This is a genomic window from Dechloromonas hortensis (genome assembly GCF_009469765.1).
GTDB classification, from domain to species: domain Bacteria; phylum Pseudomonadota; class Gammaproteobacteria; order Burkholderiales; family Rhodocyclaceae; genus Azonexus; species Azonexus hortensis.
Map to the genome: position 1 here is coordinate 39,084 of NZ_SSSQ01000009.1, position 21,495 is coordinate 60,578.

Below are 21,495 nucleotides of genomic sequence, written 5' to 3' on the forward strand. Positions count from 1 at the left end.
AGAAGCAGATTATGCAGATTCGTCTGCGCTGATTTAGCTCCCTGAATTCGTCGGCGAACAAAACATTCAAGAAATACACGCAATCGACGATAACAACCTCGGGGCTAGCTGACTGGAGCACCACGGCACCGTATGCGAAAAATACGGTTGTGTGTTTAGGGTTGGCGACGTGACGAATATATTCGATGAATCAAGCAGTAAAACGGAGGAGTCAAAGATTGAAGGCTGTAATCCTAGCTGGTGGCCTTGGCACCCGGATTTCTGAAGAGACCCATCTGAAGCCCAAGCCAATGATCGAAGTTGGCGGCAAACCGATCCTCTGGCACATCCTCAAGATGTACTCCCATCACGGCATTAACGATTTCATCATTTGCTGCGGCTACAAAGGCTATGTCATCAAGGAGTACTTCGCCAATTACTTCTTGCACATGTCTGATGTAACGTTCGACATGGTGAATAACCGCATGGAAGTACATGAACGGCATGCCGAGCCCTGGCGGGTAACGCTCGTCGATACCGGCGAACACACCATGACCGGCGGTCGCCTTAAGCGGATTGCGGATTTTGTCAAAGACGATGAGGCCTTCTGCTTTACCTATGGCGACGGCGTTTCCGACATCAACATTTCCCGCCTAATTGCCTTCCACAAAAGCCACAATAAGCTGGCGACCATCACTGCCGTACAACCGCCGGGACGGTACGGTGCGTTGAACATCACAGCAGGTGCTGTCGCTGAATTCATCGAAAAGCCACGCGGCGATGGAGGCTGGATCAACGGCGGCTTTTTCGTTCTCTCGCCCGAGTGTCTTGACTATATCGACGGCGATGCCTCCTCCTGGGAAGGCGAACCGCTGGCCGCACTGGCCAGGGCAGAACAACTGGCAGCCTTCGAACACCCGGGCTTCTGGCAGGCGATGGACACCTTGCGTGATCGCATCCATCTTGAATCGCTCTGGGAAAACAACCGCGCCCCGTGGAAACTCTGGAAATGATGGCCAGCAGCTATTCCGGCAAGCGCGTTCTGATTACCGGCCATACCGGATTCAAGGGAAGCTGGCTAAGTCATTGGCTCAACGCCTGTGGCGCCCAGGTTTCCGGCCTGGCGCTCGCACCGGAAACCCAACCCAACCTGTTTGACGAGTTGGGGCTCGCCCAGCAGATTGACCATCGCATTTGCGACCTGCGCGACCGCGATGCGCTGGCCCGGCAGGTTGCGGCAATTCAACCGGAAATCGTCTTCCATCTCGCGGCCCAGGCACTCGTGCGGCGGAGCTATCAAAATCCGGTGGAAACCTTCGCAACCAACGTGATGGGCACGGCGCACCTGCTGGAATCCTGCTTCGCCACCTCTTCCGTCCGTGCGATCGTAGTCGTCACTTCGGACAAATGCTATGCCCCGAGCAGTTCAGCCTGTGGCTATCGCGAATGCGACCCGCTGGGGGGCCACGACCCTTACAGTGCCAGCAAAGCTTGCGAGGAATGGGTTGCCACCGCCTGGCAAAAGAGCTTCGGCGGTAAAGCCGACGCCCCACTGATCGCGACTACTCGAGCCGGCAACGTCATCGGCGGCGGCGACTGGGCGGAAGATCGCCTGATTCCCGACTTGGTCCGCGCCCGACAGGCACGTCAAAGCGCCCAGATCCGCAACCCCAATGCCGTTCGTCCCTGGCAACATGTTCTCGAACCGCTTGCCGGCTATCTGCAACTTGGCGAGCGCTTGCTGACCGGGGATAGCAAGTACGCATGCGCCTGGAACTTCGGCCCGGAAATCGGTGCTATGCGCCCAGTGGCTGATCTTTGTGCCGCCCTCTGCCCCGCCCTCGGCCTTGATTGGCAGATCGACACAACAACCGAACACCCCCACGAGGCGGAGTTCCTCAGGCTGGATAGCAGCCGGGCCAGGCAGCTGCTCGACTGGCAGCCACGCTGGTCATTCGATGAAACCATGTTGCTCACCGGGCAGTGGTATGACCGCCATGCCGCGGGCGAAACAGCCTGGGATCTGTGCAACGAACAACTGCAGAAATACCGGAACAGCAATGGATAATCCCCCGAGCCGCGATGCAATTCATCGCGCCGTCAGCCAGTACATCGCCGGCGCGGCGCAAGCCAACACCTTCATCCCAGGCCAAACGCCCATCCCGCCATCGGGCAAGGTCGTCGGCGAACCCGAAATCCAGGCCATGATCGACGCCTCGCTTGATGCCTGGCTAACCACCGGTCGATTCAACACCGAGTTCGAAGCCCGCCTGACGACTTTTCTTGGCGTCGAGCGCAGCATTACCGTCAATTCCGGATCCTCGGCCAATCTCGTCGCCGTTTCGTCGCTCTTTTCCCCACTGCTAGGGAAAAACGCGCTGCGCCCGGGGGATGAAGTTATCACGGTTGCCGCCGGCTTTCCGACCACCGTCAATCCGGTCATCCAAAACGGTGGCTGCCCTGTTTTCATCGACATCTCCCGCGACACCTACAACATCGATGCGAGCCAGCTCAACATTGCGCTCTCGCCCAAGACGCGGGCCGTCGTTCTCGCCCATACGCTGGGCAACCCCTTCGATCTCGCGGCCGTGACGCGCTTTTGCGCCGAACACAACCTGTGGCTGATCGAAGACTGCTGCGATGCCCTCGGCGCCCGCTATACGCTGCCCGCCGACACAACCGGCTGGCGGGCCACCGTACCGGAAAATGGGGGCGACGCCCTGTGGCGGCGTGCCGACCCATCCGAACACAGCGGTAAGGTCGGCAGTTTTGGCCATTTCGGCACGCTTTCCTTCTACCCCGCCCACCACATCACGATGGGCGAAGGGGGCGCGGTATTTTCCAGCAATTCACAATTGATGCGCATTGCAGAATCCATCCGCGACTGGGGCCGGGATTGCTGGTGCCCGCCGGGAAAAGACAACACCTGCGGCAAGCGCTTCTGCTGGAAACTGGGTGACTTACCTGAGGGTTACGACCACAAATACGTCTACTCCAATCTCGGCTACAACCTGAAAATCACCGATATGCAGGCCGCCTGCGCCCTGGCTCAGATGGACCGCCTCCCCGGCTTCATCGAGACGCGCCAGCGTAATTTCACGTACCTGAGCGAGCGCCTGGCCCCGCTCGAAGAATTCCTGACCATGCCCCGTGCCACCCCCGGCAGCCAGCCATCATGGTTTGGTTTTCCGCTGACGCTGAAAAAAGACACCGGGACGCGTCGCCTGGATTTGCTGCGTTATCTTGAGCAATACCGTATCGGCACCCGCCTGCTGTTTGCCGGCAATTTGACCCGGCAACCCTATTTCGCGACGCGTCATTTCCGGATTGCCGGCGCCCTGAGCAATACCGATACCGCGGCCGAAAACGCGTTCTGGGTCGGAGTATGGCCGGGTCTGAGCGAAGCCCATCTCGATTACGTGGCAGACCGGATTAGCGAGTTTTTCGGAGTCGGCTTTTGAGCCACCCGGCCTTCCGTATTCGCAGCACGGCATTACCGGGCTGCCTTGAGCTATCCTCCCCCCGGCAGCAGGACGAGCGGGGCAGTTTCGTCAAAGTCTTCCACCGAGATGCCTTTGCCGCGATCAAGCTGCCGGTGGACTTTCCCGAGGTCTATTATTCGGTTTCGCAGCGAGACGTCGTCCGTGGACTGCATTTTCAGACCCCCCCCACCCAGCATGCCAAGCTGGTCTATTGCCCCCAAGGCCGGGTCCGGGATGCCGTCCTCGACCTCCGCGCCGGCTCCCCGACCTTTGGCCAACACTTCGTTGTCGAGCTATCAAGCGAAGCCGCCAACATGCTCTACATTCCGCCCGGCCTGGCGCACGGTTTCCGCACGCTGAGCGACACGGCGATCATGGTCTATCACGTCAGTAGCCAGTATTCCCCCGAGCACGACCAGGGGATTCTCTGGAATTCGGCCGGAATTGCCTGGGGCATCGAACAGCCCATACTTTCCAAACGGGATGCCACCCACCCCGCCCTGGCCGACTTCGCAACCCCTTTCCACTATGAGGGGGACGCGTGATGCGGGTCCTGGTTACTGGCGCCGGTGGTTTTGTCGGTCAACACCTGGTACCTCAGCTACTTGCCGAAGGGCATGCGGTAGCCTGCCTGACGCGCGACCCGGCAAAACTACCGGAGGCCTGGGCCAATCTCCCCCGGGCCGGAACGGACCCCGAGGGCCAGGGCATCCGCACCCTTTGCCAGCAATTTCGCCCCCAGGTGGTCATCCACCTGGCCAGCCATTACATCACCGAGCACAGTTTCACCGACATCACCACTCTCGTTCAAGTCAATCTGCTGCTTGGCACCCACTTACTGGAGTCGATGCGGGAATCCGGTTGCGATGCCTTGGTCTATGCAGGTACGTCGTGGCAGCACTATCGCAATGAAGAATACTGCCCGGCCAATTTGTATGCAGCCACCAAACAGGCCTTATCAACCTTGGCAGAATACTACCGGGATGCCTTTGGCATGCGGATATTGGAACTTCATCTTTACGACAGTTACGGTGAAGATGACCCAAGAAAAAAGTTGATCAATCTACTTGAGCTTTCCAGCAAATCTTCCGATAAATTAAAAATATCGGAGGGTCGCCAGTTGCTCCACCTAGTCCACATTGATGATGTCTGTCGCGGTTTTGAGCTGGCTTGCCAGCAAGTACGCAATTTCGCGGCTAGCGAAAGAAAGGTATTTCGACTGCCGGCAGGTGAACGCCTCAGCCTTAGAGAGTTGGTTGCCCGCTTTGATGCTGCAGCCCCCGCTTACCCCGCACAACTTGAGTGGGGAGCCAGACCTTACCGGCTACGAGAGGTCTTTGAACCTTGGGAAGACGCCCCCGCGCTTCCCGGCTGGCAAGCAGAGGTTTCAATCGACGAAGGCATGCGGCGTCTTCGATGCCCTGACTTGAATCGCTCAAAGAAATCATAGTTTCGCCAAAGAATTCCCCAAAGGGCAACGCGACACTTTTAATAGAAGGCTTAGGTGATGGTTCAGCATAAAACAATCTTTGATCTAGGCATGAACAATGGCGACGACACCGCCTATTATTTGCATTGCGGTTACAAGGTCATTGCCATTGAAGCAAATAGTGAGCTTTGCAAGGCTGCATCCATTCGTTTTCAGCACCAAATCAAAAACAAGCAATTGAAAATAATAAATCAGGCCATTTCAAATGAAGAGAAGGAACTTACGTTTTACGTAAACACTCAAAACTCCCACTGGAGCAGTCTCGACATCAACTGGGCCAGTCGAAACGACAGCCAATTTGTTGAATTTAAGACGCAAGGGATTACTTTGTCATCGCTTTTCGAAAAATTTGGTTGCCCTTACTTCATGAAGGTAGATATTGAAGGGGCCGATCTGATTGCCATTCAACAATTAATTGGTCAGAAATCAATCCCTGAATTTTTAAGCATCGAAGATTGCCGGTATGGCTTTGAATACATCGATACTCTTCGAAAAATCGGATATAAAAAATTCGCACTATCCAACCAGGCACTCGTTCCTCAATTTCCAGACGTTAAGAGAAATTATGAATTTCCGGCGGGGGCATCGGGAATGTTCGGCGAAGATCTCAAAAGTGCCTGGCTTGAGCATGATGACTTTGTTGAAAACTATAGCACTCAGGTTAGAAACCGTACGACCCTACAGAAGATTGCCGACGATCCAAATTCAATCTGGTGGGATATCCATGCCCGCGTTTAATCGCTCCATAAAACTGCCGACCGGTGATTTGGCCACCGGATACTGCACCAAGAAAACCTGGCCAGAACCAAGGAAAACCCCATGAAGGCTCAATTAAAACCCCGAATTAATCTGGAAAACAGGACACCACTGGAGCAGGTAATTCCCTTATCGACCCCATACGTACTGTTTGTGGACCCTGCCAACACCTGCAATTTCCGTTGCTCGTTCTGTCCGACAGGTGATCGTGATCTCATTAAATCGACAGGCCGTTGGCAAGGGCGCATGGATTTCGAGGTATACAAGAAGGTCATCGACGACCTGGGCGATTTCGACAAACCGCTCAAGGTGCTCCGCCTCTACAAGGAGGGCGAACCGTTATTGCACACACAGTTCGCGGACATGGTCCGCTACGCCAAGAACAGTGGTCATGTTGAATATATCGACACCACGACCAATGGCTACTTGCTCACCCCCGACCGCGTCGACCAGATCCTTGATGCAGGGATTGATCGAATCAACATTTCCGTTGATGGCATGTCCAAGGAGCAATACTGGGAACTGACCCGCACCAAGGTCGATTTTGACGACTTTGTCAGCAAGGTCCGCTATCTCTATGAGCACAAGGGAAATTGCGAAATTTGCGTAAAGATTCCAGGCGACATTCTCAACGAAGCCGACAAACAGCGCTTTTTCGACACGTTTGGCGACATTGCAGACCGTGTTTCAATTGAGAATTTTGCCCCCTGCTGGCCGACATTCGATATTGAAGAACGTATGGGCATCCAGATCACCGAGGGAATTTACGGCAATTCCATCATGGATACCCAAGTCTGCCCCTACATATTCTATTCAGTTGCTGTCAACTCGGATGGTAGCGTCAGCCTGTGCTTCCTTGACTGGGCTAGAAAACTGGTCATCGGCGATACACGCTCAAAAAGCCTGAAGGACATATGGAATAGCGCAGCTCTTCAGCAGCATCGTATCGCTCATCTTGAAGGACGCCGCAAGGAAAATCCGACTTGCGCGGCCTGCGGCCAATTGAGCCACTGCTTGCCCGACAATATCGACGCCCATGCCCAGAACCTGCTGGCCAAACTTGTAGATAACCAGGCCATAATAAAAACATGAACATGGAGGTTTTTCCGGGAGAAGAGGTCTACCTCTGGCTATTCGATGATGTCGCCCAACAAGTAGCGGAAGGCCGAACCCAATCTGGTCGCGAGCATTTCGAAAAAACCGGGAGTAAGGAAATACGCGACGGCGTCAGGCAGTTGACAATTCGAAAAATCCTTGCTTACCGGTGGTTGCGAGGCAGCGGAATAGAAATTGGCGCCTTGCATAATCCGCTCCAGGTGTTTTCGTCGACAACACAGGTCCGCTATGTTGATCGTCTCAATGAAGCCGATTTGCGCAGCCACTATCCTGAGTTGAATGGGCTGAATCTGGTCCCGGTAAGCATCATTGACGACGGGGAAATCCTTTCGTCCCTGCCTGATAACTCCCAGGATTTCGTGATCGCCAATCATGTTATTGAACATACCGAAGACCCGATTCGTGCCTTAAACACCTGGTTCAGGGTGCTCCGACCGGGCGGTACGCTTTACCTGGGCGTCCCGGATAAACGATTTACCTTTGACCAGAACAGGGTTAACACCCCCTGGATTCACTTAGTCGCGGATCACACTTGCGGCCCTGAAGGTTCACGCAAGCAACACTACGAAGAGTGGATCAGGTATATCGGTAAACATACTGAATATGCCGAGGTTGAAGTATTGGTACAGCAACTGATGACCCAGAATTACTCGATTCATTTTCATGTCTGGGATGCTGAAAATTTTACGGACTTCCTCAACAACTATCGGGAAAGCTACAACCCTCGTTTCTGCCTGAATGAGTTTCAGCAAAATCTGGCGTATCAGGAAATGATATACGTCCTCAAGAAAGACGAATAACGGCGAGCAGTGAAAGATTCAAAAATTTAAGGGGGCGACAAGACAAGCCCTAACGGCCCGTTTTTCCCCACAAGCAGAGAGGAAGTTATTACCATGAACCAGGCAGCAAAAAAAATCCTGTTCGTTATCCCGCCCTATTTCAATATCGATGATTTTCTGAATCAGCATCACAGTTATGTGCTGCCCTCGTTTACCGTTCCCTATGGCGTACTATCGCTAGATGCTTACCTGAAGGGTAAATGTACCTCTTCCGTAGAAACCAGAATTCTTGATCTGAATATATTCCTCAAGGCACTAGTCGACAGCAAACGGACAGATGTGGACTGCATGGCCTTATTTGCCGAGCAGGTAATGGAAAGTATCGAGGAATTCAAACCAGATTTCGTCGGAATTTCTGCGCTGTTCAACTCCTCTTTCCGTTACATGGAAGCACTGGCCAGCGCGGCAAAAAAGGCGAATCCGACAGCCCTGGTCGTTGCCGGCGGCGGCCTACCATCCGCCGCATCCTACAAGATGCTGGACTCCTGCCCGTCGCTGGATGCGATCTGCAAAGGAGAAGGCGAGATCCCGCTCCGTGAGTTGCTGGATGCCGTCCTGCCGCAGGATATCCTCGAAAACCATGCCTCTTGGATCACCCGCCAGGGTTGTGACAAAGGCAAGATTGCCGCACATACGTTTGTCCAGAATCTCGACGACATTCCACCGCTGAATTACGGAATCGTTAACCTGGACAACTACAACTCCCGCTCGATTGACAAACGCTTTGTCGGCCAACCCAAGCGGGAAATGGCAATCCACACCTCACGCGGTTGTCCATTCCTCTGCGTCTTTTGCTCAAATCCTTCGCTACATGGTCGTGATGTCCGAATGATGAGCATTGACCGGGTGATTGCCGAAGTCCAGCGAATGAAGGATCTGTTCGGCCTAACCGTGCTGATGATAGAGGATGACCATTTCTTCCACGACGTTAGTCGCGCCAAGGAGATTCTGCGCCGCGTGATCGATCTCGACATCCGGATCGAATTTCCGAATGGGGTAGCGGTCTACGCGATTGATGACGAGGTCGCTTCGCTATTCAAGCAGGCCGGCGTTTCGACGGTTGCACTTGCCGTCGAATCGGGTTCTGACTATGTCTTGAACCACATCATCAAGAAACCGCTAAAAAAGAAACTAATCCGGCCAGCGGTTGAGGCATTACGGCGGCACGGTGTGCTGAGTCACGTTTTCATCGTTATTGGCCTGCCCGGTGAAATGCCGACCCATCGCCAAGAGACGCTCGAGATGCTGCTCGATGTAGGCTTTGATTGGGCACATATTTTTTGCGCAATCCCGATCTTCGGTAGCCGGCTCTACGATATCTGTGCTGACAATGGCTACATCGAAAACGCCAACCAGTTGGACTACATTGCGACCAAATCCTTGATTCGGGCGCCAGGCGTGGATCCGGAGGAAATTGAGAAGCTGGCCTACGAAATCAATCTTCGGGTCAATTTTGTCGACAATCACAACGTAAAACTGGGCAATTACGACACCGCACTGAAGTACTTCAAGAATGTTTGCGACAAGTATCCAGACCACGCCTTCGCCCACTATTTCATCGCAGAAGCTTATCGCCGTTCTGGCATCGACCCTGCAAAGGCAACGGCGCACTATAATTTGTTTGCGGACATCATTGCCCGCGACCCTTGGTGGGCGGAACAATCAAAAAAACACAATCTACATCCTGAACTGGCCACAGTCTGATTACACGGGATCGACTGCTCCATTTACCTTGCCGAATTTATATTAAGCCTATCCTTTGCCTGAAATACTTCATATCACCGCGCATCTGGGCGGCGGCGTCGGCAAGGTTCTGTCACGACTGGTCGAAGAGTCCTCGCGCCGGTGCGATGGCTTCCGACATGTGGTGGCCTGTCTTGAAAAGCCGGAAAAAGATGTTTTCAGCACGCATCTGGCAAGCCATGGCGGTGAACTGCTGATCTGCCCGAGACCCGAGGAACTCGACCGCAGAATCCGCGCCGCCGACATCGTGCAGATCGAGTGGTGGCATCACCCAATCGTAGCCCGCTGGCTTGGTGAAGCAACGCTGCCACCAAGTCGGCTGATCGTCTGGAGCCACGTCTCCGGCTTGCACCCGCCGACCATCCCAGCGGATTTCGTGACGCTCCCCCACCGCTTTTTGCTGACTTCGCCCTGTTCGCTCGAATCGGCTGAACTAAAAACCTTGCCGGCGGCAGTCCGGCAACGCGTCGATGCCATTTTCAGCTCAGGCGGCTTTAGCGACCTGCCGCCCCCCAATCCGCGCAGTTTCACCGGACTACTGCGCGCCGGCTACGTCGGCACCCTGAACTTTGCCAAACTGCATCCTCGGATTCTCGACTTTCTCGGCGCCCTCAAATGCGACAACTTCAGGCTCGACCTGATCGGTGACCTCGACAATGGCGATGCCCTGCAACAGGCCGCCACCGCGGCCGGGCTGGGGGACTGTCTCAAGCTGCTCGGCTACTGCCACGACGTCGGCAATGTATTGAAAAATTATGACATTTTCGTATACCTGCTCAATCCACTGCACTACGGAACGACCGAGAATGCCCTGCTGGAAGCCATGGCCATGGGCGTCGTGCCCATTGTCCTGAACAATCCGGCGGAGCGGAACCTGGTACAACACATGGAAACCGGACTGATTGTGAACACTCCGGACGAATTTGCCGATGCCGTCGCCTGGATGTCTTCCCATGCGGAAGAATGTCGAGCCATGTCGATGCAGGCGGCCACCCTGACCCGCCAACGCTTTGCCATCGGCCACACGCTGGACCAACTGACCCGGCACTATCGCGCCGTACTCACCGAAGACAAACGCCCGGTCGACTTTCGCCCGGTTTTCGGCACACAGCCCGGGGACTGGTTCCGCCGTTGCCAAGGCGAGGAATCCTGGCGATTCACCGACCAGCCGACCAGCCCGAACGCCGAGGGACCGCACTTCCTGTTTGAACGCAACAAAAGCTCGGTATTTCATTATGCCCGGACCTTTCCGGATGATCTGCGGCTGGCCCGCTGGGCCCAGGCCTTGGAGACCCCGCAATGAATTTCACCGCACTCCCCGACGCTCAGCACAGCATCGAAATATTTCGCACCCTGCTCAGCCATGGTCAAGCTGGTAGCCCGCGCCACGTCGACAAGCCTCTGATTCTCTATGGTGCAGGGAAGCTCGGGCAAATGGCGGCTGAACTGTTTGCCAAGCTGGACATTCCGGTGCGCTGCGCCATTGATCGCCACCCCCCGGCCAGCGGACTACTGAATGGGAGCATCCCCGTTCTCACCCCGGACGACATTCCCGCAACCGATCGGCGCAACGTTATGATCGCCATCTGTATCGTCACCGCGCCTTACGAACCGATCCGCAATTTCCTGGCGGAGAGTGGCTGGTCGGACATCGTGCCGGTTTATGACGTATTTGAAGCGTATACCGCCCGCCTGCCGATGGCGAATGGCTGGTTTGCCGAGGCGCCGGAAGAGGCCGAATGCACAGCGATCGAAAAAGTGCTGGCCACCTGGTCGGACGACGAATCGCGTGCCGCCCATCTACAGTTCATGGCATGGCGCCTTGGCCGGCAGGAATGGGGTTTTCCAGACGCTCCGGTCAGCCTTGACGATCGTTATTTCATCCCGCAAATTTGTTGCGCCCTGCGTGACAACGAGTATTTCCTGGATGCTGGGGCCTATCACGGCGAAGTCTCGCAACGAGTGATCGACCTGCTGGCGGATCGCTGCCAAGGCATCCTGGCCATCGAACCCGACCACGAAAATTTCAGGCAATTGGATAGCTGGTATCGCGCCCAGCCAGGCTTCTGGCAAGAGCGCATCACCGTGCTTGAGAAAGCCCTCGGTGCGACGGGGGACGACCGGCCATTTCGGGATGGGCTCGGCATGGCATCGCGCAGTAGCGGTGCCTCAGGCAGTCACGTCGATGCAATACGCCTCGACGATCTGGAGTTCCCCGTTACTTTCGCCAAGATTCATGTCGAGGGCGATGAATTGGAGGCGCTCAAAGGTGCCACTACGACCCTGCAACATCGGCGACCTCTGCTGTCCATCACCGTTTATCACAACGCTGACGGACTCTGGAGAACGCCCGCCTATTTGATGCAAGCATTACCAAACTACAATTGGCGGATGAGACTGCATGCTTGGTGCGGCACGGGGGCTGTCGTGTACGGCATTCCGGCCGAGCGAAACGACCATTAAGAGAAAAAATATGTTCAACGAAGTACGGCCCAAAGTGTCGGTTTTCATCCCAACCTACAACTATGGACAATTCATCGGCAAGACGCTGGCCTCAGTTGCAGCCCAAACCTTTCAGGACTATGAAGTCCTGATCATCGACAACGCCTCCGAAGACGACACGACAAATATCGTCAAACGCTGGACGGAAAGCGACACTCGTTTCCGCTATTACCGCAATGCAACCAACCTTGGCTTGTTTGCCAGTGCCAATATCGGCTTCGATGCTGCCAGAGGAACCTATCTGGTTATGCTATCAGCCGACGACTATTGGGAAGACAGCTTTCTCGCCAAGTCTGTTGCCGCACTTGATGCCAATCCGGAATGCAGCTTCAGCTATAGCGCCTGGCGGAATTTCAACACACTACCGGGGTCGGAAGAAACCAATACCGTCGGCTATATCGCGCCGCCGAAAGCCAGCGGAATCTACAACGAAACCGCCCCCCTGCTGGCCCATAACTGGATAACCAATTCGATTGCCCTTATCCGCAAGGATCTTTGTTCGAAGATTGGTGGCTATGTCCATCCGCGGCTATATCATCTCGGCGACTGGTTCCTTTGGTTACGCCTCCTCACTCAGGGCCCCGCCTACTACATCAACGAGTCGCTGGGCAATTACCGTCTCCACTCAAGCTCTGAGAGCGCCCGATTGATTAATAGCAATCTTTCGGGCTTTGACCACATCGTCTGTTTCGATCTGTTGACCACGGAAGACTACTGGACGATGCCCATTAAATTGCTGGCCAAGGCCAATCAGATTCGCTGGCTAACCGGTCGTCCGCTCTGCGCGATTGTTCTGGAACTCGGTGGAAACGAAGCTCCACCATTAATCCAGGCATTCTTCGCACATTATCAAGCAGAACTGTTCACCGAAGCGGCCCATTGCATTCTCGATCAGCCCGTTCTGAAAACAGACTCCGACGAAAATGCGTTGAACTTGCTGCGACGAGCCTTGCAAATCAATCCAAATTTGGAATCAGCCCGGAAACTGGCGCTCCGCTTCCTCCCGTCAAGCGAAATATCACAGCTGACCGGCCAGCACCTTGCCCCCCAGCTCGACTCGGTAAATCCGCTGAGCAAGGGAATTGAGTATTTCGAGAAGGCCGACTACGAAACGTCGATCGAATGGCTATCGAAGGCGCTGGAGGCAACCCCGGAAGATCCGATGCCGGCCGTTTACATCGCACTGATCTCGGCCACCCAGGGACTGGAAGAAAATGCCGACGCGCTCATTTCACACGCACTGATACTGACGCCCAACCGCAACGACTTTCTCGCCGCACTGGGTGAAACCTTCCTCAAGGCCGGGAACTCTCGTGCAGCGCTCAGATATTTGCAGCAAGCCGTGCGCAATCAACCTGATTTATTCCTGGCCTATCCGGCCATGGCCGAGGCCTTGCGCCTTGAAGGCGACCCCGATGCAGCGATCCAGTTATTGAGCAGTGCCGTCCATATAGAGTCGGATAGCCAAGAAAACATCTTGTCGGTACTGATCGAATTGCTCACTCGGCGCGGCGATATTGCCGGACTTGCCGAAACCTGCATCCGACTGCGCAATCGCCCTGCTTACCATAGCCTCGCATTGCGCCTGCTCTCGCGCACCGGAGGCAATGCCGAAAGAATTCTCGAGGAAGCTTCATGGCATTTCCAGAAATTCCTGGCCAGCCCACCTCCGTCATTGCCTACCATCAGTCGCCCGGACAAGCCAACGATTACGCTAGCCTTCATGGTTAGCGATTTCCGGCGCGAGGAGCAAAGCGGACGACTGGAATCGCTGTTGATGCACCTTTCATCGCAGCGATTCCGGACACTCGTCATCGACAATGACGCCATGGCCTCGGAGAGCGAGACTGCGCAGCGTTGCTCCTTGATCAGCGACCAATGGCTTTCAATCAGCAGCAAGGACGACCATATCGTGGAAGCAGACCTCGCTCAGCGCGCCCCCGATATTCTGATCGATCTTGATGGGCATGGGCCGAAGCAACGCCTAAGCCTGATTCAAGCTGCCAGTATTCCGCTCAAGGCATCCTGGAGTGACGTCCCCATCGGCGATGCCTCGGGTATCCATCAACTCATCGGCCAAGCTTTGCTGCCAAGTAACTCGACAATCGACTCGTCCCGCCAGATCACCCTCCCCGGGCTTGGCGAGACATTCAGCTTGCCCGAATTAGCATGTACCTCCGATGACAAGGCTCAGGCAACAAGCTTTGGCTGTCTGACTGCCGCCATTCACATCGACGCCAAAACTTGGCAGGTTTTCGCCGCGCTGCTCAGCGAAATCTCCGGCAGTCGCTTGAGAATCAACCTGGCCGAACTGGGGTCTCCTGCCGAAGCGTTCATATCCGGAATATTCGCCACAGCAGGGGTCGACTCGACTCGGCTCGAGTTTATCCATGCGACAACCCGGGAAGACGTCTGCCATTACTGGCGCGACATCAAAGTAGGCCTCGCTCCTATTCATTCCTCGGGAGACCAGGCTTTGCCGGCTTGCCTCTGGATGGAGACTCCATTTGTCGCCATCCGTGGACAAACCCCTTGGGCTAGTCGCCCATCGGCGCTTCTCGATGCCATCGGTTGCGAGACATGGATTGCGGAAGACCTTGATGGCTACCTGGCGATTGCAAAATCCTTGTTTTTGGCGAGTCCACCGCAGGGATTACGTCAGCGCCTCAAGAATGCCGGACTTACCGATGCCGCCGGGTTCACTCATCTATTCGAAACGGCACTCAGCCGTGCCTTGTCCGAAGGCCGCCCATGAACACTCAGAAAATCTCCGTCATCATTTGCAGCATCGAAGCGGGAAAATTCGCCCGTATCAGTGAGTCCTACAAGCACCTGCTAGCCGGTCATCCGCTGGAAATCATCGGCATTCATGATGCGAAGTCACTGGCCGAGGGCTACAACAGGGGCATTCAACAATCGAGTGGCGACATACTGATCTTTTCCCACGACGACATCCTGATTATCGACCCCGATTTTCACGAAAAAATCGTCAGCCGCCTGGCAACCTACGATGTACTGGGTTTCGTTGGAACCAGCCGGCTGATCACCGGCACCTGGTTTGGCGCCGGCCAGCCCTATTTGCACGGCGTGATTTCGCATGCCCGCCCCAAGGAAGCCAAACTGACTATCGACATTTTTGGCGTCGCGGACTGGCCAATTATCAGTGACATAAAGGCGGTGGATGGGCTGTGCATGATCACCAAGCGAGAAGTCGCGGTGGATATTGGATTCGACGCAACCACCTTCGATGGTTTTCACCTGTACGACCTGGACTTCAGTTTCTCGGCCTATCGCGCCGGATACAAACTCGCTGTGTGCTGTGACATACCGATCATTCACGAATCGACCGGTCAGTTCGACAGCAAACATCAGGAGTTTGCCAACCGCTTCATCAGCAAGCACGGTGATTTTCTCGACGCAGGAACGCCCGCCGACAATCGCCGAGGCCAACAAAAAACCCCGGCTGGCCGGGGTGCCTTGTTACCCGATTACCATGCCCTGCTTCGGACCTGGCAACCTGAAGTACTGAAGCGGACAACCGCGGCAATACACAGGGAAGCACTCACGGCGCGTTAAGCGTCAGCGGCTTTAGTCGACGCCACCCAGCGCTGCCACATTTCGCCGAAAGCTGCTTCGAGCCCCCGAGCCAGGCGGGACGCATCCATCAACGGGCTGCCTTGCATTTTTTCCCGCAGGCCAGCCCGCATGCCTTTCAGCCGCTCCCGGTCATTGGCCAGCGCCACCGCCAGGCCGACATAGGCCTCGGCACTATCGGCGATCAGTTCATTCAGCCCGACATTTTCCAGAATGGCTTTGCCCATGCGCGAAACCAGCATGTCGCCAGGCCAGGTAACGTAAGGCACCCCCATCCAGATCGAGTCATAACCAGTCGTCCCGCCGTTAAAGGGGAAGGGGTCCAGACCAAGGTCGATATCGTTGTATGAATTGAAATACTCCAGTTGCGGCTGGATGCCTCGAATCTCCAGTCGTTCCGGCGCCACCCCGTAACGGGCAAACTGATCATGAATATAGCTGGTTAGCCCGCCCTCCGTTCCCCCGCGGGCAACGACGACAAGCCGTGAATCCGGGACCCGGTTCAAAATCTCCGACCACAACTTGATCGCCTGCTGACTAACCTTGCGAAAGTTATTGAGGCAACCAAAGGTAAATGGCTTTCTGCTTCGCTCAGCGGGTAGCCCTGGCATGATTGGCACATCGGGAATCCCGGTTCGCACCCCGTAGCAGTCCGGCAAAGGCCACGGCGTTTCACTGCACCAACTACCTTCCGTCAATACGGGGTCCGGTGGGACAAAAATATAATCTACTGCCGACATCCCGCTCGTACCGGGAAACCCCAGCCAAGTCACGACAATTGGCGCCGGCTTGCAGGCGACAGCGAGCAGACGATTACCTTCGGTATTGCCGTTGAGATCGACGAGGATATCTATTTCGTCCGACTCGATCAGGTTCGCCAGGGCTTCGTCGCCAATTGCCAGCACATCCCGCCACTGATCGACCGCCGCCCGGCAACGTGCCGTAATGTCGTCAGCCGCCTGCGAGTTGTAATAAACGACACTTTCAAGCTTTGTTCGGTCAAGTTTGTTCAAGAAGGGCAGTACGAATGCGGCCACGGGATGCGTCCGAAAATCGGAGGTCAGCCAACCGATCCGCAATCTGCGCTCGGGAGATTTATCACGCGCGGCAAAGTTTGGCTCGCGCCAATGCGTCGAACAAAGATTGCGGTCAAACTCCCGTGCCAGACTCAGCACATCCTGGGCCGAAGCCTCGCTGGAATGCACCAGCACCCACAACGAATTGATGTAAGCAGTTGCCGATTTGGGGTTAACCGCCAGCGCCTTGCGATACTGTTCAAGCGCCTCATCGTTACGGGCTTGGTCACCAAACCAACTCCCCAGATTGAGCAAGGCATTGACGTGATTAGGGTTGATCGCCAGGACATGTTCGGCGGCCTGCCGAGCCTTCTCGCTTTGTCCAAGCTTGGTGTAAACCACGATCAGCGTATTCCAGGCATTCAGGTTTTCCGGATGCCGCTCGACGGCCATTTCCAGATTCTCACGTGCAATCTCCATCTGGCCACGTGTTGTGAACAACAGGCCCATATGCTCGTAGATCCAGTCGTCGGGAACACCGAGGGCATGTGCCTTTTCCAAGGCGTCAATGGCCGGCAGCGTGTTGCCGCATTGAACCAGCGCAATGCCGAGCTTGGCCCAGAGTTCGGCCGATTCAGGATTGAGATCCAACGCTCGCTCGAAATAGCTGGCGGCTTCGCGCGAATTAGCCTTCGCCAGTTCAATATCACCACATACCGTAACGATGGCGGGAGATGCCGGATTCAAACTCAGGGCTTGCTGGGCGCAAGGCGCGGCTTTCTCGAGTTCTCCCCGGGCCCGATAGAGATCGGCCAGCGAAAGCCAGGCGTCGGCATAGCCGGTATCCAGACGTGCCGCCGCCTTGAAGTCAGCCAGGGCGTCGTCCAGTTCCCCGAGGTGCTGCGAAGCCATGCCACGCAAACAGTAATGCCCCGCAAGAGCGCCTTTTCGCTTGATCACCTTGTTCAATATCTTTTTTGCCCCGGCCCAGTTGCCCTGTGCCACATAGGCCCCACTCAAGGCGCAGGCGATATCGGAATCATTGGGCTCAAGTGCAACCGCCCGCTCCAGTTGAGAGACTCCTTGCTCGATAAGGCCAACCCGGCAACAAGCCTCTCCCAGGCGTTTTTTGTATTTTGCCGCCCCGGGGAAAAGGGTTACTGCATGTTCAAGCAGGGACAGGGCGGACTCGTTATCACCAATTCGAAAGGCGAGATCCCCCAAGCCGAACCATGCCCGGTGATTCTCCGGCTGTGCCGAAACGACTGCCTCAAAAAGACTCCCAGCCTTTTCATAATCGCCCGCTTTAACGGCGACCTCGGCCAAGCCCAACTCGTGCATCCGCCCCTGTTTCATAAATGCCATATTTCCGAAAACGAGATTGCGCAAGTTTAACGTTTTGCCTGCTGTTCAAAACGCCAGGAACAACGAATAGGACGGATGAAAAAAATTGCTAAAGTTCCAACACAGGCATCCGTTAATGAATTCAAGCGGCGAAACTTCTTCCCAGACGAAACGCCGAAGTAAGTTGAACCATCGAACAAGCCCTTTCAAGGAGATCGAAAATGGCACAAATTATCAACACCAACGTTGCATCCCTGAATGCTCAGCGCAACCTGGATACTTCGCAAAATTCTCTGAAGACCTCCCTGCAACGTCTGTCTTCCGGTCTGCGCATCAACAGCTCCAAGGATGATGCTGCTGGTTTGGCCATTGCCGAAAAGATGAGTTCGCAATCCCGTGGCATGACTGTCGCGATGCGTAACGCCAACGACGGTATCTCTACTGCCCAAACAGCTGAAGCCGGTCTGGCCACCGTCGCAACCCACCTGCAACGTATGCGCGAACTGGCCACGCAAGCCGCGTCCGGCCAATACGACTCGACCAACCGTGCAGCGCTGGACAAGGAATACCAAGCACTGGGCAGCGAAATCACCCGCGCCGTAGCCGCCACCAACTTCAACGGCACCAAGCTGCTTGATGGCAACTACTCCAACGTTTCCTTCCAGATCGGCTCGACGACTTCGAGCGAATCGCAGATCACGATTACCGTCAGTTCGGTGAACACCGCCTCCTTCGGCAGCATCAGCTCCGCTGCAGGTGCAACCGGTGCCATGTCGGCCCTGGACACCGCTATCGACAGCGTCAGCTCCTCCCGCGCCGACCTGGGTGCTCTCCAGTCCCGCTTCGAGGGTGTACTGTCCCAACTGTCCTCGGCCAAGGAAAACACCGAAGCAGCCCGCAGCCGCATCATGGATACCGACTACGCTGCAGAAACGGCCAACCTGAGCCGCTCGCAGATTCTGCAACAAGCCGGTACTGCAATGCTGGCCCAAGCCAACGCGCTGCCGCAGAACGTTTTGTCACTGCTGCAATAAGCTTCAGCAACTCCCAGAGTTAGCTAAAGCCAAGGGGCGCGTCAGCGGTAACGCTAACGCGCCCGCTTCCACATTAGGAAGGAGCGTTTGATCATGAGTATTTCGTCTTTAGGCATGAGCCCCGGCGCAGCCGCCCCCCCCTTGACTTCACCCTCCGATAAATCGGTGGCATCAGGAAAAGGCTCGCAAGCAGCATCTTTTGGCACGCAACAATCCGCTGCAGGTCAAACGAAAAATGAAGAACCGTCATCCAAAGATGTTCAGGATGCCGTGAAGAGCATGAATGACTTTGTTGGCACTATTAATAACAGCTTGAAATTTAGCGTTGACGACGAGACCGGCAAAACGATCGTCAAGGTCATGGATATCGAGACAAAAGAGGTCATCAAACAGATTCCCTCCGAAGAAATGATCGCCATCGCCAAAGCGGTAGATCAGCTAAAAGGATTGCTAGTACAGCAAAAGGCGTAAGATAAGGCAGTTAAGCAGCAAGGAGGCAGAAAATGGCCACAATTACATCATTGGGCACCGGCTCGGGGCTTGAACTCGAATCATTGGTTACAAAGCTGATGGCCGCGGAGAGCGTGGCACTGACCACGCTTCAGACCAAGCAATCCTCCTATGAAACAAAGATTTCTGCCATGGGGTCTTTAAGGAGCGTGCTGGCCTCTCTGCAAACGGCAGCCAAGTCAATGAGTACAGACCCCTTGCAGACGGCTACTGACAAGTTCGCCTCCTACACAGCCGCTGTTACAGATACCAAAATTGCCAGCGCAACAGCTTCGACTGGTGCCGTGGCGGGTAAATATTCCCTTGAAGTCACTACGCTGGCTGAAAGCCAACGCCTGACCAGTTCTTCCTTTGCCAGCAGCGCCACCAGCATCACCGCGAGTGGCGGCTCGATCACATTGGATCTGGGCACCCTTAGCGGAGGCACATACACTGCCGACAGCAGCCGGAGTTACACGCTCAACCTTGCAGCAGGTGCCACGCTGGCAGACCTCCGTGATGCCATTAACGAGTCGGATGCAGACGTTACCGCAACGATCATCAACGGAACAAGTGGCGCTCAACTAGTCCTGTCCGGAGCGGAGGGAACAAATAATGTAATGCGCCTCTCCAGCGGCGACATTACCGGCTTCAACTTCAACCCAGAAACAGCCGGCACCCAGGACTGGTCGGAAGATCAGCCAGCCGTCGATGCTGCATTCAAGCTCAACGGAATCTCCGCTACCAGCCACTCCAATACGGTAACGGGCGCCCTTGATGGCGTGACGCTTGAACTGACTGCCACCAACACTGGTAGCCCAACCACACTGAAAATTACGGAAGATTTGTCGACCAACGTCACGAAGGCACTCCAGTCCTTTGTTTCGGCCTATAACAGTGCATCTTCAGCAATGACCGCCTTGGGCGCCTACAACCCCGACACCAAGGTTATCGGCAACCTGCAGGGCAACAGCACCCTCCGGTATGCGATGGGCCAGGTTCGCCAAACTGTTTTTGGCACGACATCCGACAACGCCTCATCGCCCTACCAGACTCTGTCAAACATTGGTGTAACGATCAATGCCAGCGGTCAATTATCAATTGACACAACCAAGCTGAATGCCGCAATCAAGGCCGATCCATCGACAGTTTCCAACTTGGTCACCAAAGTTGGCGACGCCTTTGACACAACCGTCGAGAACCTGATCGGCACAACCGGTTCGGTTACAATTGCCACCAGTGGCCTGACAAAAACTGTCAGCGACCTGGAAAGTCGACAGGAAAAACTTCAGGACCGCCTTGATGCGATCGAAAAGCGATACAGATCCCAGTTCGGCGCACTGGATACGCTGATTTCCTCTCTCTCCAGTACTGGCGACTTTTTAACCAGCTTCATCTCAAGCCTTTCGAGTAACAAATAGCCCATGTTTGGAAGAAATCTGAATCCGGTTGCCGCCTATGCTGAGGTTGGTATTGGTGCAAAAGTTAAATCGGCCACGCCACATCAACTAATCCTCCTCTTATTTGAGGGTGCGGCATCGGCGATTACCGTGGCAAAACTCCATATTGAGCGCGGTGAAGTGGCGCAAAAGGGAAAATTGATTTCCCAGGCCATTGACATCATCACCAATGGCCTAAAGGCCAGCCTGAATCTGGAAGCCGGCGGCAAACTGGCTGAACAACTGGCTGCTCTTTACGACTATATGGCGAGACGTCTGTTGTCTGCAAATCTAGAAAACAATGTTGCCGCACTTGATGAAGTAAGCAAACTGCTGGATGAAATCCACACCGCCTGGATTGAGATCACCCCCAAAAGCGGCCAGCCCTGAAGCATGCAAACAAACAGCGTATTAAGCGAGATCGATCGCCTAACCCAAAAAATGCATGACCTCGCTCGCTCCGAGGATTGGGATGGGCTGACCAGCCTTGAAAATGCTCGTCGTACGCTGTTAGTCAAAATTGATGCGAAAGCAGCACGAGCGCCTAACAATCAAGCGCTTGTACAAAAGATCGTAAGCAACAACGAAATAATCATGCACCTTGCCCAAAACCGCAAAGAGGATATTGGACTCTTGCTGGGTGCCTTTGGTGGCCCAAACGCTGAGAATTGAT

At 55.1% G+C, this 21,495-nt stretch carries 19 protein-coding genes; 18 read left to right on the forward strand and 1 reads right to left on the reverse strand.

The window, feature by feature from the left end; translation table 11 throughout:
• Positions 1-218: 218 nt before the first annotated feature.
• The 13 genes from rfbF (at position 219) to GH663_RS14415 (ending at position 15,482) form a co-directional block, all read left to right on the forward strand.
• On the forward strand, positions 219-992 hold the full coding sequence (gene rfbF, locus GH663_RS14355; RefSeq protein WP_153132404.1) for a glucose-1-phosphate cytidylyltransferase: 774 nt from the start codon (positions 219-221) through the stop codon (positions 990-992).
• On the forward strand, positions 989-2,047 hold the full coding sequence (gene rfbG, locus GH663_RS14360) for a CDP-glucose 4,6-dehydratase (RefSeq protein ID WP_153132405.1): 1,059 nt from the start codon (positions 989-991) through the stop codon (positions 2,045-2,047). The genes rfbF and rfbG overlap by 4 nt, the downstream gene beginning before the upstream one ends.
• Positions 2,040-3,440: a lipopolysaccharide biosynthesis protein RfbH gene (rfbH, locus tag GH663_RS14365; protein ID WP_153132406.1), complete on the forward strand. Its 1,401-nt coding sequence runs from the start codon at positions 2,040-2,042 to the stop codon at positions 3,438-3,440. Before rfbG ends, rfbH begins: the two co-directional genes overlap by 8 nt.
• Positions 3,437-4,006: a dTDP-4-dehydrorhamnose 3,5-epimerase family protein gene (locus GH663_RS14370; RefSeq protein ID WP_153132407.1), complete on the forward strand. Its 570-nt coding sequence runs from the start codon at positions 3,437-3,439 to the stop codon at positions 4,004-4,006. Before rfbH ends, GH663_RS14370 begins: the two co-directional genes overlap by 4 nt.
• The gene (locus tag GH663_RS14375; protein WP_153132408.1) at positions 4,006-4,911 is read left to right on the forward strand and encodes an NAD-dependent epimerase/dehydratase family protein; all 906 of its coding nucleotides are present in this window, start codon (positions 4,006-4,008) and stop codon (positions 4,909-4,911) included. Before GH663_RS14370 ends, GH663_RS14375 begins: the two co-directional genes overlap by 1 nt.
• A gap of 57 nt (positions 4,912-4,968) precedes the next feature.
• Positions 4,969-5,688 carry an FkbM family methyltransferase gene (locus GH663_RS14380; RefSeq protein ID WP_153132409.1) on the forward strand — a complete coding sequence of 240 codons (720 nt, stop codon included), beginning with the start codon at positions 4,969-4,971 and terminating at the stop codon, positions 5,686-5,688.
• A gap of 81 nt (positions 5,689-5,769) precedes the next feature.
• Entirely contained in the window at positions 5,770-6,798 is a 1,029-nt protein-coding gene (locus GH663_RS14385) for a radical SAM/SPASM domain-containing protein (RefSeq protein ID WP_153132410.1), read from the forward strand.
• Positions 6,795-7,622 carry a methyltransferase domain-containing protein gene (locus tag GH663_RS14390; protein ID WP_153132411.1) on the forward strand — a complete coding sequence of 276 codons (828 nt, stop codon included), beginning with the start codon at positions 6,795-6,797 and terminating at the stop codon, positions 7,620-7,622. The genes GH663_RS14385 and GH663_RS14390 overlap by 4 nt, the downstream gene beginning before the upstream one ends.
• 93 nt (positions 7,623-7,715) lie before the next feature.
• Positions 7,716-9,365 (forward strand): B12-binding domain-containing radical SAM protein, encoded by a 1,650-nt coding sequence (locus GH663_RS14395; protein WP_153132412.1) that lies wholly within the window; start codon positions 7,716-7,718, stop codon positions 9,363-9,365.
• A 55-nt stretch (positions 9,366-9,420) separates the two neighbouring features.
• Positions 9,421-10,707, forward strand: a complete 1,287-nt coding sequence (locus tag GH663_RS14400; RefSeq protein ID WP_153132413.1) for a glycosyltransferase family 4 protein — start codon at positions 9,421-9,423, stop codon at positions 10,705-10,707.
• A complete protein-coding gene (locus tag GH663_RS14405) occupies positions 10,704-11,867 on the forward strand; it encodes an FkbM family methyltransferase (protein ID WP_153132414.1) in 1,164 nt (387 codons plus the stop codon). Before GH663_RS14400 ends, GH663_RS14405 begins: the two co-directional genes overlap by 4 nt.
• Positions 11,868-11,877: 10 nt before the next feature.
• The gene (locus GH663_RS14410) at positions 11,878-14,661 is read left to right on the forward strand and encodes a glycosyltransferase (protein ID WP_170291431.1); all 2,784 of its coding nucleotides are present in this window, start codon (positions 11,878-11,880) and stop codon (positions 14,659-14,661) included.
• Complete coding sequence (locus tag GH663_RS14415) at positions 14,658-15,482, forward strand: glycosyltransferase (RefSeq protein WP_153132416.1); 825 nt, start codon at positions 14,658-14,660, stop codon at positions 15,480-15,482. Before GH663_RS14410 ends, GH663_RS14415 begins: the two co-directional genes overlap by 4 nt.
• On the opposite strand, the gene GH663_RS14420 is transcribed toward GH663_RS14415, so the two are convergent.
• Complete coding sequence (locus GH663_RS14420; RefSeq protein ID WP_153132417.1) at positions 15,479-17,905, reverse strand: tetratricopeptide repeat protein; 2,427 nt, start codon at positions 17,903-17,905, stop codon at positions 15,479-15,481. The two genes, GH663_RS14415 and GH663_RS14420, sit on opposite strands and share 4 nt — an antisense overlap.
• Positions 17,906-18,081: 176 nt before the next feature.
• On the opposite strand from GH663_RS14420, the gene GH663_RS14425 reads away from it, so the two are divergent.
• The 5 genes from GH663_RS14425 (at position 18,082) to GH663_RS14445 (ending at position 21,494) form a co-directional block, all read left to right on the forward strand.
• Positions 18,082-18,894 carry a flagellin N-terminal helical domain-containing protein gene (locus tag GH663_RS14425; RefSeq protein WP_153132418.1) on the forward strand — a complete coding sequence of 271 codons (813 nt, stop codon included), beginning with the start codon at positions 18,082-18,084 and terminating at the stop codon, positions 18,892-18,894.
• 93 nt (positions 18,895-18,987) lie between these two features.
• Entirely contained in the window at positions 18,988-19,365 is a 378-nt protein-coding gene (locus GH663_RS14430) for a flagellar protein FlaG (RefSeq protein WP_153132419.1), read from the forward strand.
• Between the two features lie 32 nt (positions 19,366-19,397).
• Positions 19,398-20,804, forward strand: coding sequence for a flagellar filament capping protein FliD (fliD, locus tag GH663_RS14435; RefSeq protein WP_153132420.1), 1,407 nt, complete (start codon positions 19,398-19,400; stop codon positions 20,802-20,804).
• A 3-nt stretch (positions 20,805-20,807) separates the two neighbouring features.
• On the forward strand, positions 20,808-21,212 hold the full coding sequence (gene fliS, locus GH663_RS14440; protein WP_153132421.1) for a flagellar export chaperone FliS: 405 nt from the start codon (positions 20,808-20,810) through the stop codon (positions 21,210-21,212).
• Between the two features lie 3 nt (positions 21,213-21,215).
• Positions 21,216-21,494: a flagellar protein FliT gene (locus GH663_RS14445; protein ID WP_153132422.1), complete on the forward strand. Its 279-nt coding sequence runs from the start codon at positions 21,216-21,218 to the stop codon at positions 21,492-21,494.
• Position 21,495 lies beyond the last annotated feature (1 nt).